Origin of the sequence: Sediminitomix flava (assembly GCF_003149185.1) — a bacterium.
In the GTDB taxonomy this organism is placed as follows: Bacteria; Bacteroidota; Bacteroidia; order Cytophagales; family Flammeovirgaceae; genus Sediminitomix; species Sediminitomix flava.
Genome location: NZ_QGDO01000004.1, coordinates 386,199 through 405,666 on the forward strand (window position 1 = coordinate 386,199; position 19,468 = coordinate 405,666).

Here is a 19,468-nt window from a genome sequence, read left to right on the forward strand (position 1 = left end):
ATTCTCATGTTTGAGCGAAGCGAGTTTAGAATTTTTAGTGGGAATGAAAGTGAATTTAGACCCGAGAATCTACGGCCTTGATTTTTTGGTACTTTTTCATCAAGGAAAAAGTACAAAGATCTAAGGAATAAGAAATCAAGTAGTTTGGTGCATAAATGTGATAAGCTTGAAGTTCATATCTTTTGTACCAAAATACTTTAAACTAAAAATACCAACACAAAATAGAAACTATGAAAGCCCTTGATTGGATTGTGCTTTCCAGCACCTTACTTTTTATCGTAGTCTATGGGATTTGGAAAACACGCAAGCAAAAAGACATGAAAAGCTATTTGCTTGGTGACAAAGATGCCAAATGGTTTACGGTAGCCCTTTCCATCATGGCTACGCAAGCCAGTGCCATCACATTTCTGTCTGCGCCAGGTCAAGCCTTTACAGACGGAATGCGATTCGTACAATTTTACTTTGGTTTGCCATTGGCCATGATTGTTCTTTCGGCTTTTGTCGTGCCGATTTATCATAAATTAAATGTCTTTACGGCTTACGAATACCTCGAAAAACGATTCAGTGTATCGGCAAGGGTCGGAACAGCATTTCTGTTTTTGATCCAAAGAGGATTAGCCGCAGGTTTTACCATTTTCGCTCCATCACTGATTCTTTCATCGCTGTTAGGATGGGATATCAATCTGACCAATCTCATTATCGGGATTATTGTGATTGTCTATACCGTATCGGGAGGTACAAAGGCAGTGAGTCAGACACAAAAGCTTCAGATGTTTGTGATCTTTGTCGGGATGACGATTGCTGGTGTGATGGTTGTACAGATGATTCCTGAAAGTGTGAGTTTCAATAATGCTATGCATTTGGCAGGTCATTTAGGCAGATTAAATGCGGTAGAATTGGAATTTGACCCTTCTAGCAAATACAACATTTGGTCGGGAATTATTGGAGGCTTCTTTCTTGCAATGTCTTATTTCGGAACAGACCAATCGCAAGTACAACGTTACTTGACTGCTAAATCAATTGGGCAAAGCCGTTTGGGATTACTTTTCAACGGTATGATTAAAATCCCTATGCAGTTCTTGATTCTCTTTATCGGAGCGATGTTGTATGTGTTCTATATCTTCCAACCAGCTCCATTAAACTTCAATAAGACTTTGGTAAATGAGGTGAAAAGCTCTGAGATTGGAGCCGATTACCAAGCTAAAGAGTTGGAGTACCAAGAAGCTTTAGGAGAAAGACAACTACAAGCAATCGCATTTGTCGATGCTTTGGAAGGAAATGATTTGGCGGCTAAAGAAAATGCTTCAGCACAGCTAAAAGAAAGCAACCAAAAAGCAGAAGATATCCGTAAGGAAGCGAAAGCAATGATCAATGAAAATTTGCCTAGCCTAGACACGAACGATACCAATTATATCTTCTTGAATTTTGTGACAGAAAATCTTCCTGCAGGTCTGGTAGGTTTGTTGATTGCTGTAATCATCTCAGCATCTATGTCATCAACTTCGTCTGAATTGAATGCACTTGCCTCAACAACTGTGGTTGATTTATACAAAAGATTATTCAAGCCAGAAGCATCTGAAAAGCATTACTTGAATGCCTCAAGATTTTTCACAATTGCATGGGGTGTTCTAGCCATTATTTTCACCTTCTATGCCAACCGATTGGGCTCTCTTATTGAGGCTGTAAATGTATTAGGTTCGTTGGTTTACGGTACAATTCTAGGAATCTTTACTGTAGCTTTCTTCCTAAAACATATTGGTAGTAAAGAAGTATTGATTGGAGCTGTACTTTCAGAAGCTATTATCATTTACTGTTTCTTCTTTACAGACGTACCATTCCTTTGGTACAATGTAATTGGCTGTCTGACTGTCGTAGGATTCAGCATTGTGATCAATAAGTATTTGGAATTAAGCAGAAAGCTAGAAAAATAGCTATTGCCACTTTCTAAAAATATAAAGCCTTCAGATTCTTTTAGCATATCAGAATCTGAAGGCTTTATTTTTCACAATAAAAAATCAAACTATAGACTTAATACATAACTGTAGAAAACCATAGCAAGAGCAAAGCTTATCCCAATGTAGAGTACTACTTGCAATCTATTTTTAAAAAGAATCTTTCGTCTAATTTCTTTAAGTCTTTTCGGGTCAGCTTTTTGTTCAGAGAGCAATGATTTTCTTCTTTTAGCTTTCCCATGATCTCTTTCAAAGTAGCTTATACTATGCCCAATACTTCTGTTCCGTTCTAAGGACTTGACTGCGCTATCTTGGAATCCCATACATAATAACTTTATAGTTAGAAGATTGTCTTACCAAAAATAAGATAGCTAATTAAGTTTAATCATCAAACTAAAAAATGAAAGAACCCAATTCTTATTTCCCTTATAAAGAAGTACATAAGAATTGGGTTTATTTTTTATTCAATGTAGAAACGTTCACTTAGAGTACAGCCTCTGATTTTTCTTCAGCAACTACATCATCTGTATTTCTTCCTTTATTAAATAAGAAAACGGCAACAGCTCCGGTCGCAAACATAATCAAACTGTAAACTGCTGGTGTAATTGCCATTTCTGAGCTATTCAAAATAGAAGTTGCAATCACAATAGCCATTGTTCCATTCTGAATTCCTGTTTCAATGGAAATTGTCACAGATTGCTTACGGCTTAACTTGAATAAAAAAGCAATCGCAAAACCTAAGAACATTGTCCCTGCATTTAGAATCAAAGCTGAAAGCCCTACCTGTTGGAAGAAACCCAGTACATTTTCTCTTTCCTTCACCAAAAGCCCAATTACGATCAAAGCTAGAAAGGCTGCTGAAAGAATTTTGACAGGTTTCTCCATTTTAAGCGCAAATTCGGCTTTATAATTTCGGATGACCATTCCTAAGCTTACAGGCACGATCGTAATCACAACAAGCTGTAATAAAGTCTTAGGGATATCCATTTCAATTACTTTACCTCCTTCAACCAATTGGAAATAATCCAATGCGAAATTCATCACCAACGGAATCGTGAAAATAGTCATGATACTACTAATTGCCGTAAGCGTGATGGATAGTGCTGTATCTCCTTTTGAAAGATGTGAGAAAAGATTAGATGTTACTCCTCCAGGACAAACCGCCAATAATACCAAACCTACAGCCAATGCTGCTGGAAGATTAAAAGCAATGGCTAGTCCAAAGCCAATTAGCGGTAATAAAACCATCTGATTGAGCATTCCGATGAGTACAGCCTTTGGATAGACTAATACTCTCCTAAAATCTGACGGAACTAAGGACAGTCCCATCCCTAGCATAATGATAAAGAGTGATAGAGGTAAGAAGACCTCTGATAAAAAGCTCTTTTCCATAAATGTAAAAAGTTAAGTTAGTTTTTGATGTTATCTAATTCTGACAATCGAATAATTTAGAGATTATTGGAGGGCTATCCTAATATTTGAGAAAGACACAGAAAAATTCCTTCAGTCGTGAAGATTATTATTCTTCATCACTGATGTTTCTGTCTATTAAGAAATCTTAGGATTATACAATTTGGAAGGAGGGTATAAAAAAACAAGCTGATAACGCATCTGCTCAACTATCTACCCTTGCTTGCTTCCGCACCTGGGGGATTTAATAGGAGCTGATCGTATCAGCTTGCGGGTACAAATGTAGGTAATATTTTTAATAAAACAATACCTTTCCTAAAAAAAATGATTTTTTGTACATTTGCATCATTCCCTTGTAAAGGGGAGTATTTTCTAGAAAAAGTCATATTCTACTCATAATCAAATTAAAAGGTAAAAAATGATCTCAACCACCAATGTTTCTTTAAGCTACGGCAAAAGAACACTTTTCGATGAGGTAAATATAAAATTCACGTCAGGTAACTGTTATGGAGTAATCGGAGCCAATGGAGCCGGGAAATCCACTTTCCTAAAAATCCTTTCAGGCGAAATTGATCCTAATACAGGTTCGGTTGATATCTCTCCGGGTGCTCGTATGGCTGTTTTGAGTCAGAACCACTTTGCGTTCGACGAATTTACTGTATTGGATACAGTAATTATGGGACACAAGCAACTGTATGGCATCATGAAAGAAAAGGATGCGATCTATGCAAAACCAGATTTTTCTGAAGAAGATGGTATTAAAGCCTCTGAACTAGAAGCTGAATTTGCAGAGATGGATGGCTGGAACGCTGAAAGTGATGCTGCGGCATTATTGAGTGGTTTGGGTATTCATGAAGATTATCACTACAGCTTAGTAAGTGAACTTAATGGTAGCCAGAAAGTACGTGTGCTTTTGGCACAAGCACTATTTGGTAACCCAGACATCTTGATTCTTGATGAGCCTACCAACGACTTGGATGCACATACAATCATGTGGTTGGAAGACTTCTTGCTTGATTTCAAGAACACTGTAATCGTTGTCTCTCACGACCGTCACTTCTTAGATACGGTTTGTACACAAATCGTAGATATTGACTACGCTAAATTGAACCTATTCACAGGTAACTACTCATTCTGGTATGAGTCTAGTCAATTAGCTTCAAGACAGAGAGCTCAACAAAACAAGAAAGCAGAAGAGAAGAAAAAAGAATTGGAGCAATTCGTGGCTCGTTTCTCTGCCAACGCTTCAAAATCTAAGCAGGCAACTTCTCGTAAGAAGCTTTTGGATAAAATCAACTTGGATGAGATTAAGCCTTCAAGCCGTCGTTATCCTGGTATCATCATTAACCAAGAGCGTGAAGCTGGAGATCAAATTCTTCATGTACATAACCTAAGTGCTGAAGCTGACGGTAAAAAGCTTTTCGGTAACATCGACTTGAACGTACTTAGAGGAGATAAAATTGCGGTTGTTTCTAAAGACAGTTTAGCAATCACTACATTCTTCAAAACTTTAGCAGGTGAAATGAAACCAGCTTCAGGTGAGTTTGAGTGGGGTGTTACAATTAAGAACTCGTATCTGCCAAACGACAATACGGAGTACTTCACAAATGACTTGAACTTGGTTGACTGGTTACGTCAATATTCTCCAAAAGAGAAAGACGAAGCATTTATCCGTGGATTCTTGGGTAAAATGTTATTCTCTGGTGAAGAGTCGTTGAAGAAGTCTTCAGTTCTTTCTGGGGGTGAAAAAGTAAGATGTATGTTCTCTAAATTGATGTTGGAAGAACCTAACTTCATGCTATTAGACGAACCTACTAACCACTTGGACTTGGAATCTATTCAAGCATTGAACAAAGCTTTAGAGGCTTACCCTGGTACAATGCTTTTAGCTTCTCATGACCACCAAATCTTGCAAACAGTAGCGAACCGTATTATCGAGATTACTCCAAACGGAATTATCGATAAACTAGTAGACTTCGATACTTACTTGAGAGATGAAGAAATTCAAAAGCAACGTGCAGAAATGTATAGCTAAGCTTTAGAGTTTTAATAAAATATAGAGACTTTCTCAGCAATGGGAAAGTCTTTTTTTTTGTACTAATAAAAAAGTCACCCAACGAATGCTGAGTGACTTCATTTTATATTCTGAAAAAGAAATTAAGCAATTACAGCTGCTTCTTCTTTTTTCTCTTCTTTCATTCTTTCTTCCTTCTCTTCTCTTGGTTCTGGAAGGATTAGGTTTAGAACAATACCTACAATACTTGCCAATCCAATACCAGAAAGGTGAGTTTCTCCAATTTCTAAAACAGCACCACCAATACCAGCAGTCAAGATCATACCTACAATGATCTGATTTCTTGTACTACTCATCAAACCTTTTTTATCAGCCAAAGTCTTGATACCTACAGTAGCAATCATTTGGAATAATAAAAGCATGATACCACCCAATACAGGTGTAGGGATGACTTTCAAGAAAGCACTCAATTTCCCACAAAGTGAGAATAGAATAGCCGTAACAGCTGAAATACGAAGGATAGCAGGATTTGTCATTTTAGTCAATGAAATCGCTCCTGTTACTTCAGAATATGTAGTATTTGGAGGTCCTCCCATAAACCCAGCAAACATAGTTGCAATACCATCACCTAACAATGTACGGTGAAGCCCTGGCTTTTTCACAAAATCTTTCTTTGCTACAGCACTAATTGCATGCATATCCCCGATGTGTTCAATCAATGGAGCTACAGCCACAGGAAGCATAAACCAAATAGCATTCAAGTCGAATGTAGGCATCACAAATTTTGGCAATTGGAACCAAGCAGCTTCTACCACAGGAGTAAAATCAACATTACCCGTAACAAGTCCGTACAAGAACCCTACGACAATACCGATAAATACAGGTACAAGCTTCAAGAATCCTTTTCCATACAAAACACTAATCATAGCTGAAAAAAGTGCCACAAGTGCCATTACCCAGTTATCCTTTGCCATACCAACTCCTACAGGAGCTAATCCTAGACCAATAACCATAATTACAGGTCCCACAACTACAGGAGGGAAGAGTTTCTCAATAATTTTTGAACCTCCAAAACGAATCACAGCAGACATTACGGTATAAACAGCACCAACAGCTATAATACCTGCCATGGCTCCAGACATTCCGTATAGTTCAGCACCCTTTTGTATAGGAGCAATAAAGGCAAAGCTACTGCCTAAGAAAACAGGAACATTGCCTTTAGTAATCAAATGAAAAAGAAGTGTACCAATACCAGCCGTAAAGAGGGCTACTGCAGGGTCAATACCTGTAAGAAGAGGAACGAGTACTGTAGCTCCAAATGCTACAAACATAAATTGTACGCCCAACGCAAGCTTTTTAGGATTGCTTAGTGAGGTTGTATCCTTAGTCATGAAGTTAAGTATTTGTTAGAATCAAGTGTTACTTTTTGTAACCAGATGCAAAAATACGTGAAAAAAACGTAAGCAATTCTTAATAAGATTTAGGCAAAAAAATTAGGCATAAAAAAAACGCTCAACCTTTCGGCTGAGCGTCTTATATATTCAATTGGAATATGATTAGTCAAGGATTTCAGTAACCTGACCAGCACCAACTGTTCTACCACCTTCACGGATTGCAAAACGAAGACCAACTTCCATTGCAATTTCCTTAAGAAGATCAACAGTAATAGTGATGTTATCACCTGGCATTACCATTTCAACTCCGTCAGGAAGAGAGATAGTACCTGTTACGTCAGTTGTACGGAAGTAGAACTGAGGGTTGTAACCTTTGAAGAATGGAGTGTGACGTCCACCTTCTTCTTTAGAAAGTACGTAGATCTCACCTTTGAATTGTTTGTGAGGAGTTACAGAACCTGGTTTACAGATTACCATACCACGCTTGATTTGCTCTTTGTCGATACCACGAAGAAGTAGACCTACGTTATCACCAGCCTCACCTCTATCTAGGATCTTACGGAACATCTCAACTCCAGTGATAGTTGATTTCAACTCACCACCAAGACCCAAGATTTGAACTTCGTCACCAGTGTTAGCAACACCTTTCTCGATACGTCCTGTAGCAACAGTACCACGACCAGTAATTGAGAATACGTCCTCAACTGGCATCAAGAAGTCTTTATCTACATCACGCTCAGGAAGTGGAATGTGCTCATCAACGTTGTTCATAAGCTCCATTACAGTTTCTACCCACTTCTCTTCACCGTTCAATGCACCAAGAGCAGAACCTTTAATGATTGGACAGTCATCGTAGCCTTTATCTTCAAGCTCTTCAGCAACTTCCATTTCAACTAGCTCTAGCATTTCCTCGTCATCAACCATATCGGCTTTGTTCAAGAAAACAACAATCTTAGGTACACCAACCTGACGAGCCAAAAGGATGTGCTCTTTAGTTTGAGGCATACATCCGTCAGTAGCAGCAACTACTAGGATAGCACCGTCCATCTGAGCAGCACCAGTTACCATGTTTTTCACGTAATCGGCGTGACCTGGACAGTCAACGTGTGCATAGTGACGGTTTTCAGTTTGGTACTCAACGTGAGAAGTGTTGATAGTAATACCACGCTCTTTTTCTTCTGGAGCATTGTCAATTGTAGAGAAATCTCTTTGCTCTGCAAGACCTTTTGAAGCCAATACTGATGAAATCGCAGCAGTCAAAGTAGTCTTACCGTGGTCAACGTGACCGATAGTACCGATGTTCAAGTGCGGTTTCGAGCGGTCAAAGGTTTCTTTAGCCATCTTCTGAAAATATTAGATTTAAGTGAATGAATGAAGATTCGAACTTAGATGATCGAGCTAACGATGGGATTTGAACCCACGACCTCTTCCTTACCAAGGAAGTGCTCTACCCCTGAGCTACGTCAGCTTATGGAAAAGATCTCCGTTCGAATCAGAGCGGGCGACGAGGCTCGAACCCGCGACCTGCAGCTTGGAAGGCTGCCGCTCTACCAACTGAGCTACGCCCGCTTATTATATATAAGCGTTTCTTATATAAATGTGGGGAGGGCAGGATTCGAACCTGCGAAGCCGAAGCAACGGATTTACAGTCCGTCCCATTTGACCGCTCTGGAACCTCCCCAGAGTTTTTCAAAACCCACTCCAAGTACCTTTGGAGAGGGATTCGGAGTGCAAATGTATATTGAATTTTAAAAAGTTCAAACTTTTAGCTCAATTTTAGATTTTTTTTCATTCCCGCTTGATTTTACGGAAATATTACAGATCTAAAATGGCACTCAAAAGTCCTTACCTTCTAACATTTAACTTTTCTCGAATAGTTCTTTTTCAAAGAAAATTCCGAAGTAGTTAAATATGCACATTTATCGAATATTATTTATAAAAAAAAGCCAATCCTTTTGGGATAGGCTTTCTTTTTATGATGAGCGGGCGACGAGGCTCGAACCCGCGACCTGCAGCTTGGAAGGCTGCCGCTCTACCAACTGAGCTACGCCCGCTTGACGTTTTAAGTTTTCACTTAAAATTTCGTGGGGAGGGCAGGATTCGAACCTGCGAAGCCGAAGCAACGGATTTACAGTCCGTCCCATTTGACCGCTCTGGAACCTCCCCAAAGCATTTATATATTCTTCAATAAACTTGAGCGGGCGACGAGGCTCGAACCCGCGACCTGCAGCTTGGAAGGCTGCCGCTCTACCAACTGAGCTACGCCCGCTTGGCGTTTATTTGGTGGGGAGGGCAGGATTCGAACCTGCGAAGCCGAAGCAACGGATTTACAGTCCGTCCCATTTGACCGCTCTGGAACCTCCCCAGAGCAATATTTCGTTTCTGAAGCGCTGTGCGTCATTCCCGAATTGCGAGTGCAAAGGTATAGGGTCGGAGCTAATCTGCAAAGCTTTCTACAAAGTTTTTTAGACACTTTCTTGCAACAGTCTCATTTTAAGCGAGAAAAATTTCATTATTTTTTCATTACTTAAAAGCTATTCTGATGATTTAAGCTATTTGATCGCCTTTCATTATTTTCTCCCCCTTTCTTCTTTAAAATCTATTTACAATAGATTTCATATCTATTGACTCATTTTTTAGTTGTGAGTTGATGTTTGTATAAGAACTTGTAGAAATATTTTTCTTCTAATAGGCTCCATATTTCTTGATTCATTTAAAAAGTAGAGCAAACAAAAAAGCCTTAAGGCAAAATCCTCAAGGCTTTTCATACACAACAACAAACTATGCGATCTATAACTAGCAGCCTCAATCTTGTGTATTGAAGCTCTCGTCTCATATCTTGATAACAAAGGTATATGATACGTTTATAATAGAAATATGGATTGATCACCCCTTTAAAGTGACAAATATCAACTTTTAGCTTCATCCTTGAATTATTCACTACAACAATCAGCTCTAACACCAAATTATATTCTATAAGTGTATTTAAGTCACTTTAATTTTCAAGCGAGTATTGATATAAAAAAATTTTATTAGGCTGTTAAAGCTCTTTAGCAAATCACTACTTGATTATAGTTTTTTAGTCCCTGCAGTCAATAAATAGATCTCAACACCTATTTATTGACATTTATTAACTCAATAATCATATTTTTTATACTCTAAAAGGATAATGTTCTACATAAAAAAAACATCCATAGTACTTTTATCAATTGATCTTCCGTATTTTTGCAGACCAATATTGATTTTCTTCCCTAAAAAAATCCATAGTTAGATTGAGGTATTTTATTGAGGTAGCCTATCATGGGGCTAATTATAATGGATGGCAGATTCAGCCAGAAGGAGAAACCGTACAAGGAAAGCTAAATTACGTTTTGAGTAAGCTTATTCGTGCGGAAATTGCAATAATGGGAAGTGGTCGTACCGATACAGGTGTACACTGTAGGCAACAGTTTGCCCATTTTGATTTGGATAAACCCCTTCCTTTTTCCAAAAAAGATTTATTACACAAGGCAAATGTATTTTTGCCAGATGATATAGTGATTAAAAGTATTCATGAAGTTAAGCCTGACGTCCATGCTCGTTTTACGGCTACAGATCGTGTTTACCATTATCACATTACTTCTTTTAAAGATCCTTTTGGTACAGGACAAGAATATTTATGTCCGAAGCCATTAGACTTACCAAAGATGAATGAGGCTTGTAAAGTCTTATTGGAGCTTACAGACTATGAAGCATTTAGTAAGAGCAAGATGAGTGTAAAAACCTTTGAATGTGATATTACAGAAGCTTACTTCAAAGAGTCTGAACCTGGGAAGTATATCTTTAGAATAAAAGCAAACCGATTCTTAAGAGGAATGGTACGTATAATAGTAGGAAATCTACTTCAGATAGGGCTAGGCAATCTAACTGCCGAAGAAATGCGTTCTATTATTATACAAAAGAAACGTGTCCATGGACGATTCTTAGTACCTGCTCAAGGCTTGTATTTGCAAGAAGTTCATTATCCTGAAGGAATTTGGTTAGAAGAACCTTCAGACGAAAAAAATTATTAAGTATAAAATCGATATCATTAATATATAATGGATAGTAAAAGACAGCAAAAATTCTCTCGTCTCATCCAAAAAGATCTTGGAGAGATCTTCCAACAGAATGCCAACAAATGGTTCAACGGTGCTTTCATTACGGTTACACAAGTGAGCGTAACACCAGACCTTGCTATGGCTAAAGTATATTTGAGCTTCTTGATGGTAAAAGACAACAAGGCGATGCTACAAGAAGTGAAGATGCTGACGAAAGAAATTAGAAGTACTTTGGCACAACGTATCCGTAAGCAAGCTCGTATCATTCCTGATTTGGTATTTTATTACGATGATACACTTGAGGTATCTGCTCAGGTTGATAAGCTTTTTGAAGACTTAGATATCCCTCCTGCTCCAGAAGAGGATGAAGACGACGATACGTACAAAAAATAATTTTTGTTCATAGAGCAAGAAAACCCCAACGCTAGTTATTCAGACTGAGTGTTGGGGTTTTCTTTTATCCTATAAAAAAACTCTACCTATTCACCGATAAGTAGAGTCGTAAAATGCAATGAATTGAATGTATTACTTGAAAAGACAGCCCCAACCAAGGATAGAATTGGTTTGGGGCTTTTTTCACACAAGAAAGAAAGGTATTTGCGTTTGTCTTTCAGTAATGTTGATAATATTTATTTTGTGTTGATGGCTTTCATAGCTGTCATCGCAGAACGCAATTCTTTACCAATTGCTTCTACTGGGTGGTTTCTGATGCTATCGTTTACAGCAATCAGTTTTTGGTTATCCACTCCGTTGTCTTTTCCTGCATTAAAGTCTTTACCAATGATATCAGTATCCACTTTAGTCATAAACTCAGCCAAAAGTGGCTTACATGCATGATCGAACAAGTAACATCCGTATTCTGCTGTATCAGAAATTACTCGGTTCATTTCGAATAGTTTCTTACGAGCAATCGTGTTAGCGATCAATGGAGTTTCATGAAGTGACTCATAATATGCAGATGCATCTTTGATTCCTGCTTCTACCATAGTTTCAAAAGCAAGCTCTACACCTGACTTCACAAAAGCGACCATCAAAAGTCCGTTGTCAAAGTATTCTTGTTCAGAAATTTCTTGTGCAGTAACTTCTGTTTTTTCGAAGTTTGTTTCGCCAGTTTCAGCTCTCCATGTTAGAAGTTTCACATCGTCATTAGCCCAATCTGCCATCATTGTAGAAGAGAATTCTCCACTCATGATATCATCTTGATGCTTTTGGAACAACGGACGCATGATTGTCTTAAGTTCTTCAGCAAGTTCGAATGCTTTTATTTTTGCAGGATTAGAAAGGCGATCCATCATACCTGTAATACCTCCGTGTTTCAAGGCTTCAGTTACAGTTTCCCAACCGTATTGGATCAATTTAGCAGCATAAGCAGCGTCGATTCCTTTCTCGACCATTTTGTCAAAGCTCAAGATCGAACCTGTTTGTAACAAACCACAAAGAATAGTTTGCTCACCCATCAAGTCAGATTTTACTTCTGCTACAAATGATGATTTCAATACACCTGCGCGGTGTCCACCTGTAGCAGCAGCATATGCTTTTGCATAATCCCAACCTTTTCCTTCTGGGTCATTTTCTGGGTGTACAGCGATGAGAGTCGGTACCCCAAAACCTCTTTTATATTCTTCACGAACCTCAGTACCTGGACATTTTGGCGCGACCATGATTACTGTGATATCTTCACGAATTTGCATTCCTTCTTCAACAATGTTGAATCCGTGAGAATATGAAAGTGCAGAATTTTGTTTCATCAGTGGCATTACTGCTGAAACTACATTTGAATGTTGTTTATCTGGAGTTAGATTGATAACTAAATCAGCAGATGGAATAAGTTCTTCATAAGTACCTACTGCAAAACCATTGTCAGTAGCATTTTTCCATGAAGCTCTCTTTTCTTCAATAGCTGATGAACGTAGAGCGAAAGAAACATCTAAACCAGAGTCTCTCATGTTCAAACCTTGGTTCAAACCTTGAGCTCCACATCCTACGATAACTACTTTTTTACCTGTAAGTGCTTGTACGCCTTCTGCAAATTCAGATTGATCCATGAATTCGCAAGTACCTAGTTGATTTAGCTGCTCTCTTAGAGGCAGTGAGTTAAAATAATTTGCCATATCTATAATATTTTATCTTTCTGTGTGTGTAATACAAATATCAGAAAGAGAACTGCGATATGACAGGTTCAAAATATGGAAATTTAGGTACTTTTCAATGCTTTCTTCGGTACTCCAATGGAGTATAACCCGTAGTCTTCTTAAAAAACTTGGTTAGATAGGACTGATCATTATAATTTAAATGATCTGCAATCTCTGTAGCTGTCATGTCAGTATGCAGTAACAAACGCTTTATTTCCAACACATTACGATCTTTCAACAAATCATTTGAAGTCTTTCCTGTCACTGACTTTACTACTTGTGTAAGATGATTGGGCGATACATTAAGCAGATCAGCATATTGTTGGATTGATGGATTTTCTTGGTACTTTTCCTCGATCAATTGACGAAATCGTTTTACGAGCAGGTGTCCTTTACCCTTCCCATCCGACTGAACCTCTTGAGGATAAAGCTGATGACAGTAATTCAAAACAAGGTCTAGCAATGAATTCATTATCTCAAACTGATCTGTTGGATATGACATAAGTTGACAACCTCTCTCAAATAAATTGACTAGAAAATCTAAATCAGCTTTTTCTTTTATATATAAAGGGTCATTCTTTCTGTTTACACTAAAAAAGAATGGAAGTTCCAGAAGTTTATTCTTATTCTGTTTGTGAAGTAGGTAGAATTCCTCTGTAAAAAGGAAGATATAGCCTGCTATGTCTTTGGACAATTCTACTTTGTGGGCTTGCCCCGGGCTTAGAAAAAAGATACAAGGCGGTTTTACTTCGTATTCATTATTATCAATAATATGAAGCCCTGAACCATGAGTAAGAAAGAGTACTTCAAAAAAATCATGTCGGTGAGGATACTGCACTTCAAAGTGACGATTGGCATCAAATACTTCTACCTGATACGGCTTACCTTCACTAAGGTGTGAACTAAACTGATCTATACTATATATAGGTATCTCTTTTTTCATACACTCAACTACACTGCTCTAAGTATTTTCCGCTATCAGATTTAACCTCCACATCCCATTAAACCTTGGAATCCTCTAGGAGGCTGCCCTTTATCAAAATTTCTTTGCTCTTTTTGAGAAGGTTCAACTACTATTAAGTCTTTAGCATCCTCTCCTACTAATATTGATAGCATGAACTTTAAAAATTCATCTAAACTAAGAATCGAAGGATTGGGAGAATAAACTACAGGAGAACGAAGTTCATTCGCTATTAATGAGAAATGAAGCATCTCGGAATTTGAGGATAAAATAGAAACTACTTCTATGTCAGTCTTATTTCTGATTAAAAACGATTGAATTCTATTCGATAAAAAATTACTAAAATTATCTGATAAAGTTTCTTTCTCCTTTGCCTCTAAATCCTGAGAAATAGCTAATGATCTTGAGAGGTAATTAGGGAATGCTAAAACTTCTTCTGTAATTAGCTCTACTTTGTTAGCAGCAACTGACCACAAACTAATTTGTAAATCCGCTTCGGCTTTAACACCAACTATATACCTCTGCTTTTGCACCTTTAATTAATCCTCTTTCTTAGGAGGTTTACGACCAATCATACGGTAAACCATCTTTTTCTCAAAGTTCCAAAAGAACTTAAACTGCCCAAAAATAGTCCCGTAGAACAAGAGTACGATTTGATAAATTGGGAAAACAATAAAAATAAAGCCTAAGATTTTTAGCCATACGGAAGCATCTGTAGGAAAACCGATGAGTCCATAAATCCACTTTTTGACTTCAAGAATTGAAAAGCCTGTACAAGCAAAAGTGATTAGAATGAGTAATACCTGCCAGCCACTTTTTACTTCCCAACGCTCTTTCAATTTATCCCAAATATGCATGTTAGTCTTCGTTTTGTTTTCTGTGATCGTTTCTGAAAATATAATGAATAAAAGTTAGAGTATAACGATTTCCTCATCAAATAATGGTGGAAAGCATTTTAGTCTTAAAAACACTTTGGCAGTAAGAACAACATCCTTTGCACAATACTGCGTAATTCGGTCAAGGTTTCTTTCTTTATAATAGACTTCTGCCACTTTTGTTCCATCGATATCGTCTTTGCTTGTTGGTATATCAAAAATGGTCGCAAGTAAATCCAATGAAGTAAATGATTTATAATCACCAAACTTCCATAGTTCCATTGTATCAATATTCGGATTTGACCATGGTTTAAAAGAACTTAACTGCAAACATTTTGGGATAGCGACTTGCTGTACAAGCATCCTGCGACAAAGAAAGGGTAAATCAAATTCTTTAATATTATGCCCGACAAATCTGAAATCTTTTTTCTTGATCAAGTGAAGCATTTCGGAAAATTCATGAAGTAAAACGCTTTCTTCTTCATTCATAAATGATTTAACCTTAAAACGACATTCTCCTTCTTCATCTAAGAAAAAACGCCCAACAGAAATACATACTACTTTAGCAAATTCAGCATAAATCCCTGCCTTTGTTTGCCAACTATCTTCTATTTCAAAATCCTCATTGGGCATCACTCGATGAGCTTTCTTTATCCAGTGCTCTTGCATTCTTTCAGAAAGCAGATTAAAATCTGAGACTAAAGGAACAGTTTCGATATCAATAAACATCAGTCCAGATAATTCTTTGGAAAATAAATCAGTTAGGGTATTCATGTTGATTAGGTTGGGTTAAAGTTGAGCTTTGAAGAATAAAGCTTCATAGGATAAAGGCAAAATAATATCTAGATAAAATTGAAATAGCTTCAAAAACATCTTATCAGAACTCAAAAAAATCTCATGTAGTTATCTTAATTCTCTGATGTATTGTAGGCAGAATAATAAAAAAATCCCTTCTACATAAAGCAGAAGGGATTGATAATTTATTTTTGATTCGAAGTTAGGCAATCACACCCGAACCGATAAGTTCATCACCATCATACCAAGCCACAAACTGACCTGATGCTACACCACGTTCTGGCTCATCAAAAATGATATACAAACCATCTTCTTTACGGTAAATTGTAGCCCCCACCAAATCTTGACGGTAACGAATACGAGACATATATCTCACAGACTCTCCTACTTCAATTTCTAAGTCTTCACGAATCCAATGCACATCGTCATTAGCCACAAAAAGCCCCGGACGAAGCAAACCTGGGTGATTTCCTCCTTGTCCTGTATAAACGATATTTTTCTTTACATCTGTCGCTATCACGAAAAGTGGCTCTGGAGTACCTCCGATATTTAAGCCTTTTCGCTGACCAATAGTATAAAAATGCGCCCCTTGATGATCTCCTTTCACAATTCCTTCTACATCGTCATAAGAATAAGGAGCTGTCAAGAATTTCAACTTTTGCTCTTCATTCTCAAACGGGATAGCAGAAGCATCCATGTTATACATCTCTTCTTCTTTTGGAATCTCAACTACTTTACCTGTTTTAGGAAGTAATTGTTGCTTCAAGAAGTCTGGTAATTTGATTTTACCAACAAAACATAAGCCTTGTGAATCCTTCTTCTCAGCTGTTACCAAATCAAGTTCACGAGCAATTTCTCTTACTTCGGGCTTTGTCAATTCACCAATTGGGAAAAGTGCCTTTGAAAGTTGCTCTTGGTTCAACTGACATAAGAAATAAGATTGATCTTTATTGCCATCTACACCCGCCAACAATTGATATACTGTATTGCCATTTTCGTCTGTAGTTTCTGCTCTACGACAATAATGTCCTGTAGCTACATAATCAGCTTTTAGCTTCATTGCAGCTTCCAAGAATACATCAAATTTGATTTCGCGGTTACAAAGTACATCAGGATTTGGCGTACGTCCTGCCTCGTATTCGGCAAACATATAATCTACAATACGCTCTTTGTACTCTGCACTTAGGTCAATGGTTTGGAAAGGAATGCCCAATTTCTGAGCAACTAGCAAAGCATCACGACTGTCGTCCAACCAAGGACATTCGTTACTGATTGTTACACTCTCGTCGTGCCAGTTTTTCATGAATAAACCGATCACTTCATAGCCTTGCTTTTGTAGCAAGTAAGCAGAAACACTAGAGTCTACTCCTCCAGAGATTCCGACTACTACACGTTTTTTTGTCATAATTTACTATTTAGAGGGAGTAAAGGTCCCCTTCAATGATATTTGAAATAGAAAAGCAAAAAGACAGCGAGCCTCTTTGCTTTTCCATAATTCTGCAAAATTATAACTTTTATTGAAATAGAGAAGTTTGGGCTGTTTACAATATTTAAATGTGCTTATTTTCGAAAGTAGAGGGTTTGTCTAAATAGACTAATATTGAGTCAGAAGACTCTTGCTTTCATTTTTAATCCTTAGAACGCTTCGCTCTAATTCTAAGGATAGTGAATCACCAAAAGTAATTACTGTTCGTAGAGTTAGCGTAGCGATCTACGAACTCAGTAATGATAGCAAGAGTCTTCGGACTCACAAAATCATGTATTTATCAGTCAAACTCTATCTCGATATCTTCTCCTAGCGGATGACTCACACAAGTCAATACATAACCTTCCGCTTTTTCGGCATCTGTTAATCCTTGTCCGCCATCTTGCATATGGATTTCACCTGTTTTACATCTACCCATACAAGCTGTACAAACACCACTTTGACAAGAATATGGAAGGTCAACACCTTCATCCAAAGCGGCATCTAAGATTGAAGTTCCTGCAGGTACATTCACTTCATAGATTTCATCATCTAGATTAATCTTAACTACTTGATCTTTGAATTCACCCTCTGTACTCTCTTGCTCTTCAGCAGCTACAAATCTTTCGTAATGAATATCTGAAGTACTTACTTGCAGTCTTTTTAAGCCATTTTGTACTTCCTCCATCATTCCTTCAGGGCCACACAAGTAGTATAATGACTTGTCGAACTTAGGTAGAAGATTCATGATGTTAATCGTCTTAATGCTATCAACTCGTCCGTGATAACCACCCCAATCTGCCGACGGTTGACTCAATACATTTACTAAAGTAAAACGATCTGAAAACTCCGCTTGTAACTTATCTAATTGCGCTTTGAAAATGATACTTTCCTCATTTCGGCTACCATAGATCAATGACACTCGGCTATTAGGTTCTTTATATAAGACACTTTTCAGAATAGACATTAGTGGCGTGATTCCGCTACCTGCCCCAAAAAGTACAACATGTCTTGTTGCATCTGCATCTGGCTCAAAAAGGAAATTCCCCATTGGCTCCATTATCTCCAAAGAATCACCTTGTTTCACTTGATCATTTAGATGATTTGAAACAAGTCCACCCTCAACTCTTTTCACTGTAATTGCAACAGTGGAGTCTGTATCGGGATTCGAAGACATTGAATAACTTCTGCGTTCTGTATTACCATTAATTGGCGTAAGAAGCGTAAGGTATTGCCCTGCCTTATATTTTACTTTCTTGAAAATAGGTTGTTTGAAATGTATCGTTATTGTATCTGAAGTCTCTTGAACAACTTCCTTTATTTTCAGCGTATAATAGTTTGCCATTTTGATATAATTGGTTGATGAATTTTTCAACGTTGTCTTAAGATAACAGTTCTTTAGGGAATTAGTTAAGTCTTTTTTCTATTCGAATTCTTTCATTGCTGCAAGCTATCACTTAGTTTTAGCCCATATCTAAATAAAAATGTCAGCTATGTCAGCGCACATCTCAGAACTAAGAAACGACCAAAACTTACTTTTTCCCGTATTCAAATCATTATTTACAGCTAAGAAACAAATCAAGAAAGATGTCTTTCTTTCAGCTAGCTACCAAGCCAAAATTGATGATTTCCAATTGTCTGCTTACAAAGCCTATTTCGGATTTGAACAAGCAGAAGTTCCACTTCCTTTTTTGTATTTGATGGCTCAAAAGGCACAAATCAAGCTCATGGTGGAGCAAGATTTCCCTTTGGCGATTCCGGGAATGGTGCATCTAGAAAATAAAATGCACTACTACGCCGAACCAAACACAAATCAAGCTTTTGTACTTGAGACAACGATGGAAATCAAAGCGAAAGAAGGTTCTCTGTTACCTGTTTCTATCGTTAAAATTTACCAAGATAATGTATTAATCGCTGATTCTGAAAGTCTGTACCTTTCAAAGCGAAAAAGTAAAGGGAAGAAAAAGAAAAAAGAAGCTGAAGCTAAACCTCTCCTTCGCGAAGATTTCTCAAAACAATGGATTCTTCATGCCAATGCAGGAAAAGAGTATGCTGAAATTTCAGGTGATAAAAACCCAATCCACACTTCAAAAATAGGGGCTAAACTATTCGGTTTTCCTTCTATGATTATTCATGGTTGGTGTTCTGCGAGCAAGGCTACTGCTAGTTTGGAAAAAGAATATCAGAAGCCCATCAAATCGATTGAAATCGTTTTCAAAAAGGCGATTGTCATTCCTCGAAAAGTAGCTATTATAGCTAAAAAAGAAGAGTTGTCTGCTGTTTTCGAGTTTCGAAAAGAAGGTGCTGAAGATGTTTATTTGGAAGGAAGTCTTACTTTTTAAGAATACCTATTTACTGAAATATCTTCTGTTGTAGTTTAATAAAAACCTA

16 protein-coding genes, 7 tRNA genes and 1 other RNA gene are annotated in these 19,468 nt (G+C 37.6%); 5 read left to right on the forward strand and 19 right to left on the reverse strand.

Annotated elements, in window-relative coordinates:
- Positions 1–230 precede the first annotated feature (230 nt).
- Positions 231–1,931 (forward strand): sodium:solute symporter, encoded by a 1,701-nt coding sequence (locus tag BC781_RS17040; protein ID WP_109620012.1) that lies wholly within the window; start codon positions 231–233, stop codon positions 1,929–1,931.
- Positions 1,932–2,020: 89 nt separating this feature from the next.
- Here the strand turns inward: BC781_RS17040 and BC781_RS17045 are convergent, their stop codons facing one another.
- From BC781_RS17045 to ffs, 3 genes are all read right to left on the reverse strand, one after another.
- Entirely contained in the window at positions 2,021–2,275 is a 255-nt protein-coding gene (locus BC781_RS17045) for a hypothetical protein (protein WP_109620014.1), read from the reverse strand.
- A gap of 160 nt (positions 2,276–2,435) precedes the next feature.
- The gene (locus BC781_RS17050) at positions 2,436–3,344 is read right to left on the reverse strand and encodes a bile acid:sodium symporter family protein (protein WP_109620016.1); all 909 of its coding nucleotides are present in this window, start codon (positions 3,342–3,344) and stop codon (positions 2,436–2,438) included.
- 197 nt (positions 3,345–3,541) lie between these two features.
- Positions 3,542–3,636, reverse strand: an RNA gene (gene ffs / locus BC781_RS17055) — signal recognition particle sRNA small type.
- Between the two features lie 144 nt (positions 3,637–3,780).
- Between ffs and BC781_RS17060 the strand changes: the two genes are divergently transcribed.
- Positions 3,781–5,397, forward strand: a complete 1,617-nt coding sequence (locus BC781_RS17060; RefSeq protein ID WP_109620018.1) for an ABC-F family ATP-binding cassette domain-containing protein — start codon at positions 3,781–3,783, stop codon at positions 5,395–5,397.
- Positions 5,398–5,519: 122 nt separating this feature from the next.
- On the opposite strand, the gene BC781_RS17065 is transcribed toward BC781_RS17060, so the two are convergent.
- The 9 genes from BC781_RS17065 to BC781_RS17105 form a co-directional block, all read right to left on the reverse strand.
- Positions 5,520–6,767, reverse strand: a complete 1,248-nt coding sequence (locus tag BC781_RS17065) for a uracil-xanthine permease family protein (RefSeq protein ID WP_109620021.1) — start codon at positions 6,765–6,767, stop codon at positions 5,520–5,522.
- A gap of 165 nt (positions 6,768–6,932) precedes the next feature.
- Positions 6,933–8,111 carry an elongation factor Tu gene (gene tuf, locus BC781_RS17070; RefSeq protein ID WP_109620023.1) on the reverse strand — a complete coding sequence of 393 codons (1,179 nt, stop codon included), beginning with the start codon at positions 8,109–8,111 and terminating at the stop codon, positions 6,933–6,935.
- Positions 8,112–8,166: 55 nt separating this feature from the next.
- Positions 8,167–8,238: transfer RNA gene (locus BC781_RS17075), tRNA-Thr, on the reverse strand.
- Positions 8,239–8,266: 28 nt separating this feature from the next.
- Positions 8,267–8,339: transfer RNA gene (locus tag BC781_RS17080), tRNA-Gly, on the reverse strand.
- 31 nt (positions 8,340–8,370) lie between these two features.
- Positions 8,371–8,451: transfer RNA gene (locus BC781_RS17085), tRNA-Tyr, on the reverse strand.
- A 300-nt stretch (positions 8,452–8,751) separates the two neighbouring features.
- A tRNA-Gly gene (locus BC781_RS17090) sits at positions 8,752–8,824 on the reverse strand.
- Positions 8,825–8,855: 31 nt separating this feature from the next.
- Positions 8,856–8,936, reverse strand: a tRNA-Tyr gene (locus BC781_RS17095).
- 30 nt (positions 8,937–8,966) lie between these two features.
- Positions 8,967–9,039: transfer RNA gene (locus BC781_RS17100), tRNA-Gly, on the reverse strand.
- Between the two features lie 12 nt (positions 9,040–9,051).
- Positions 9,052–9,135, reverse strand: a tRNA-Tyr gene (locus tag BC781_RS17105).
- Between the two features lie 907 nt (positions 9,136–10,042).
- Here BC781_RS17105 and truA point away from each other — a divergent pair.
- Entirely contained in the window at positions 10,043–10,822 is a 780-nt protein-coding gene (truA, locus tag BC781_RS17110; RefSeq protein WP_109620025.1) for a tRNA pseudouridine(38-40) synthase TruA, read from the forward strand.
- 27 nt (positions 10,823–10,849) lie between these two features.
- Positions 10,850–11,242: a 30S ribosome-binding factor RbfA gene (gene rbfA / locus BC781_RS17115; protein ID WP_109620027.1), complete on the forward strand. Its 393-nt coding sequence runs from the start codon at positions 10,850–10,852 to the stop codon at positions 11,240–11,242.
- Positions 11,243–11,478: 236 nt separating this feature from the next.
- Here rbfA and ilvC read toward each other — a convergent pair whose 3' ends face one another.
- From ilvC to BC781_RS17150, 7 genes are all read right to left on the reverse strand, one after another.
- Complete coding sequence (ilvC, locus tag BC781_RS17120) at positions 11,479–12,960, reverse strand: ketol-acid reductoisomerase (protein WP_109620029.1); 1,482 nt, start codon at positions 12,958–12,960, stop codon at positions 11,479–11,481.
- Positions 12,961–13,054: 94 nt separating this feature from the next.
- A complete protein-coding gene (locus BC781_RS17125; RefSeq protein WP_109620031.1) occupies positions 13,055–13,924 on the reverse strand; it encodes an AraC family transcriptional regulator in 870 nt (289 codons plus the stop codon).
- Between the two features lie 41 nt (positions 13,925–13,965).
- Complete coding sequence (locus BC781_RS17130; protein ID WP_109620033.1) at positions 13,966–14,475, reverse strand: hypothetical protein; 510 nt, start codon at positions 14,473–14,475, stop codon at positions 13,966–13,968.
- Between the two features lie 6 nt (positions 14,476–14,481).
- On the reverse strand, positions 14,482–14,799 hold the full coding sequence (locus BC781_RS17135; RefSeq protein WP_109620035.1) for a DUF6787 family protein: 318 nt from the start codon (positions 14,797–14,799) through the stop codon (positions 14,482–14,484).
- A 54-nt stretch (positions 14,800–14,853) separates the two neighbouring features.
- Entirely contained in the window at positions 14,854–15,591 is a 738-nt protein-coding gene (locus BC781_RS17140) for a 3'-5' exonuclease (RefSeq protein WP_109620037.1), read from the reverse strand.
- A gap of 223 nt (positions 15,592–15,814) precedes the next feature.
- Positions 15,815–17,020, reverse strand: coding sequence for a tRNA 2-thiouridine(34) synthase MnmA (gene mnmA, locus BC781_RS17145; RefSeq protein WP_211323865.1), 1,206 nt, complete (start codon positions 17,018–17,020; stop codon positions 15,815–15,817).
- A gap of 358 nt (positions 17,021–17,378) precedes the next feature.
- Entirely contained in the window at positions 17,379–18,422 is a 1,044-nt protein-coding gene (locus BC781_RS17150) for a ferredoxin--NADP reductase (RefSeq protein WP_109620041.1), read from the reverse strand.
- Between the two features lie 148 nt (positions 18,423–18,570).
- On the opposite strand from BC781_RS17150, the gene BC781_RS17155 reads away from it, so the two are divergent.
- Positions 18,571–19,419, forward strand: a complete 849-nt coding sequence (locus BC781_RS17155) for a MaoC/PaaZ C-terminal domain-containing protein (RefSeq protein WP_158281510.1) — start codon at positions 18,571–18,573, stop codon at positions 19,417–19,419.
- Positions 19,420–19,468 lie beyond the last annotated feature (49 nt).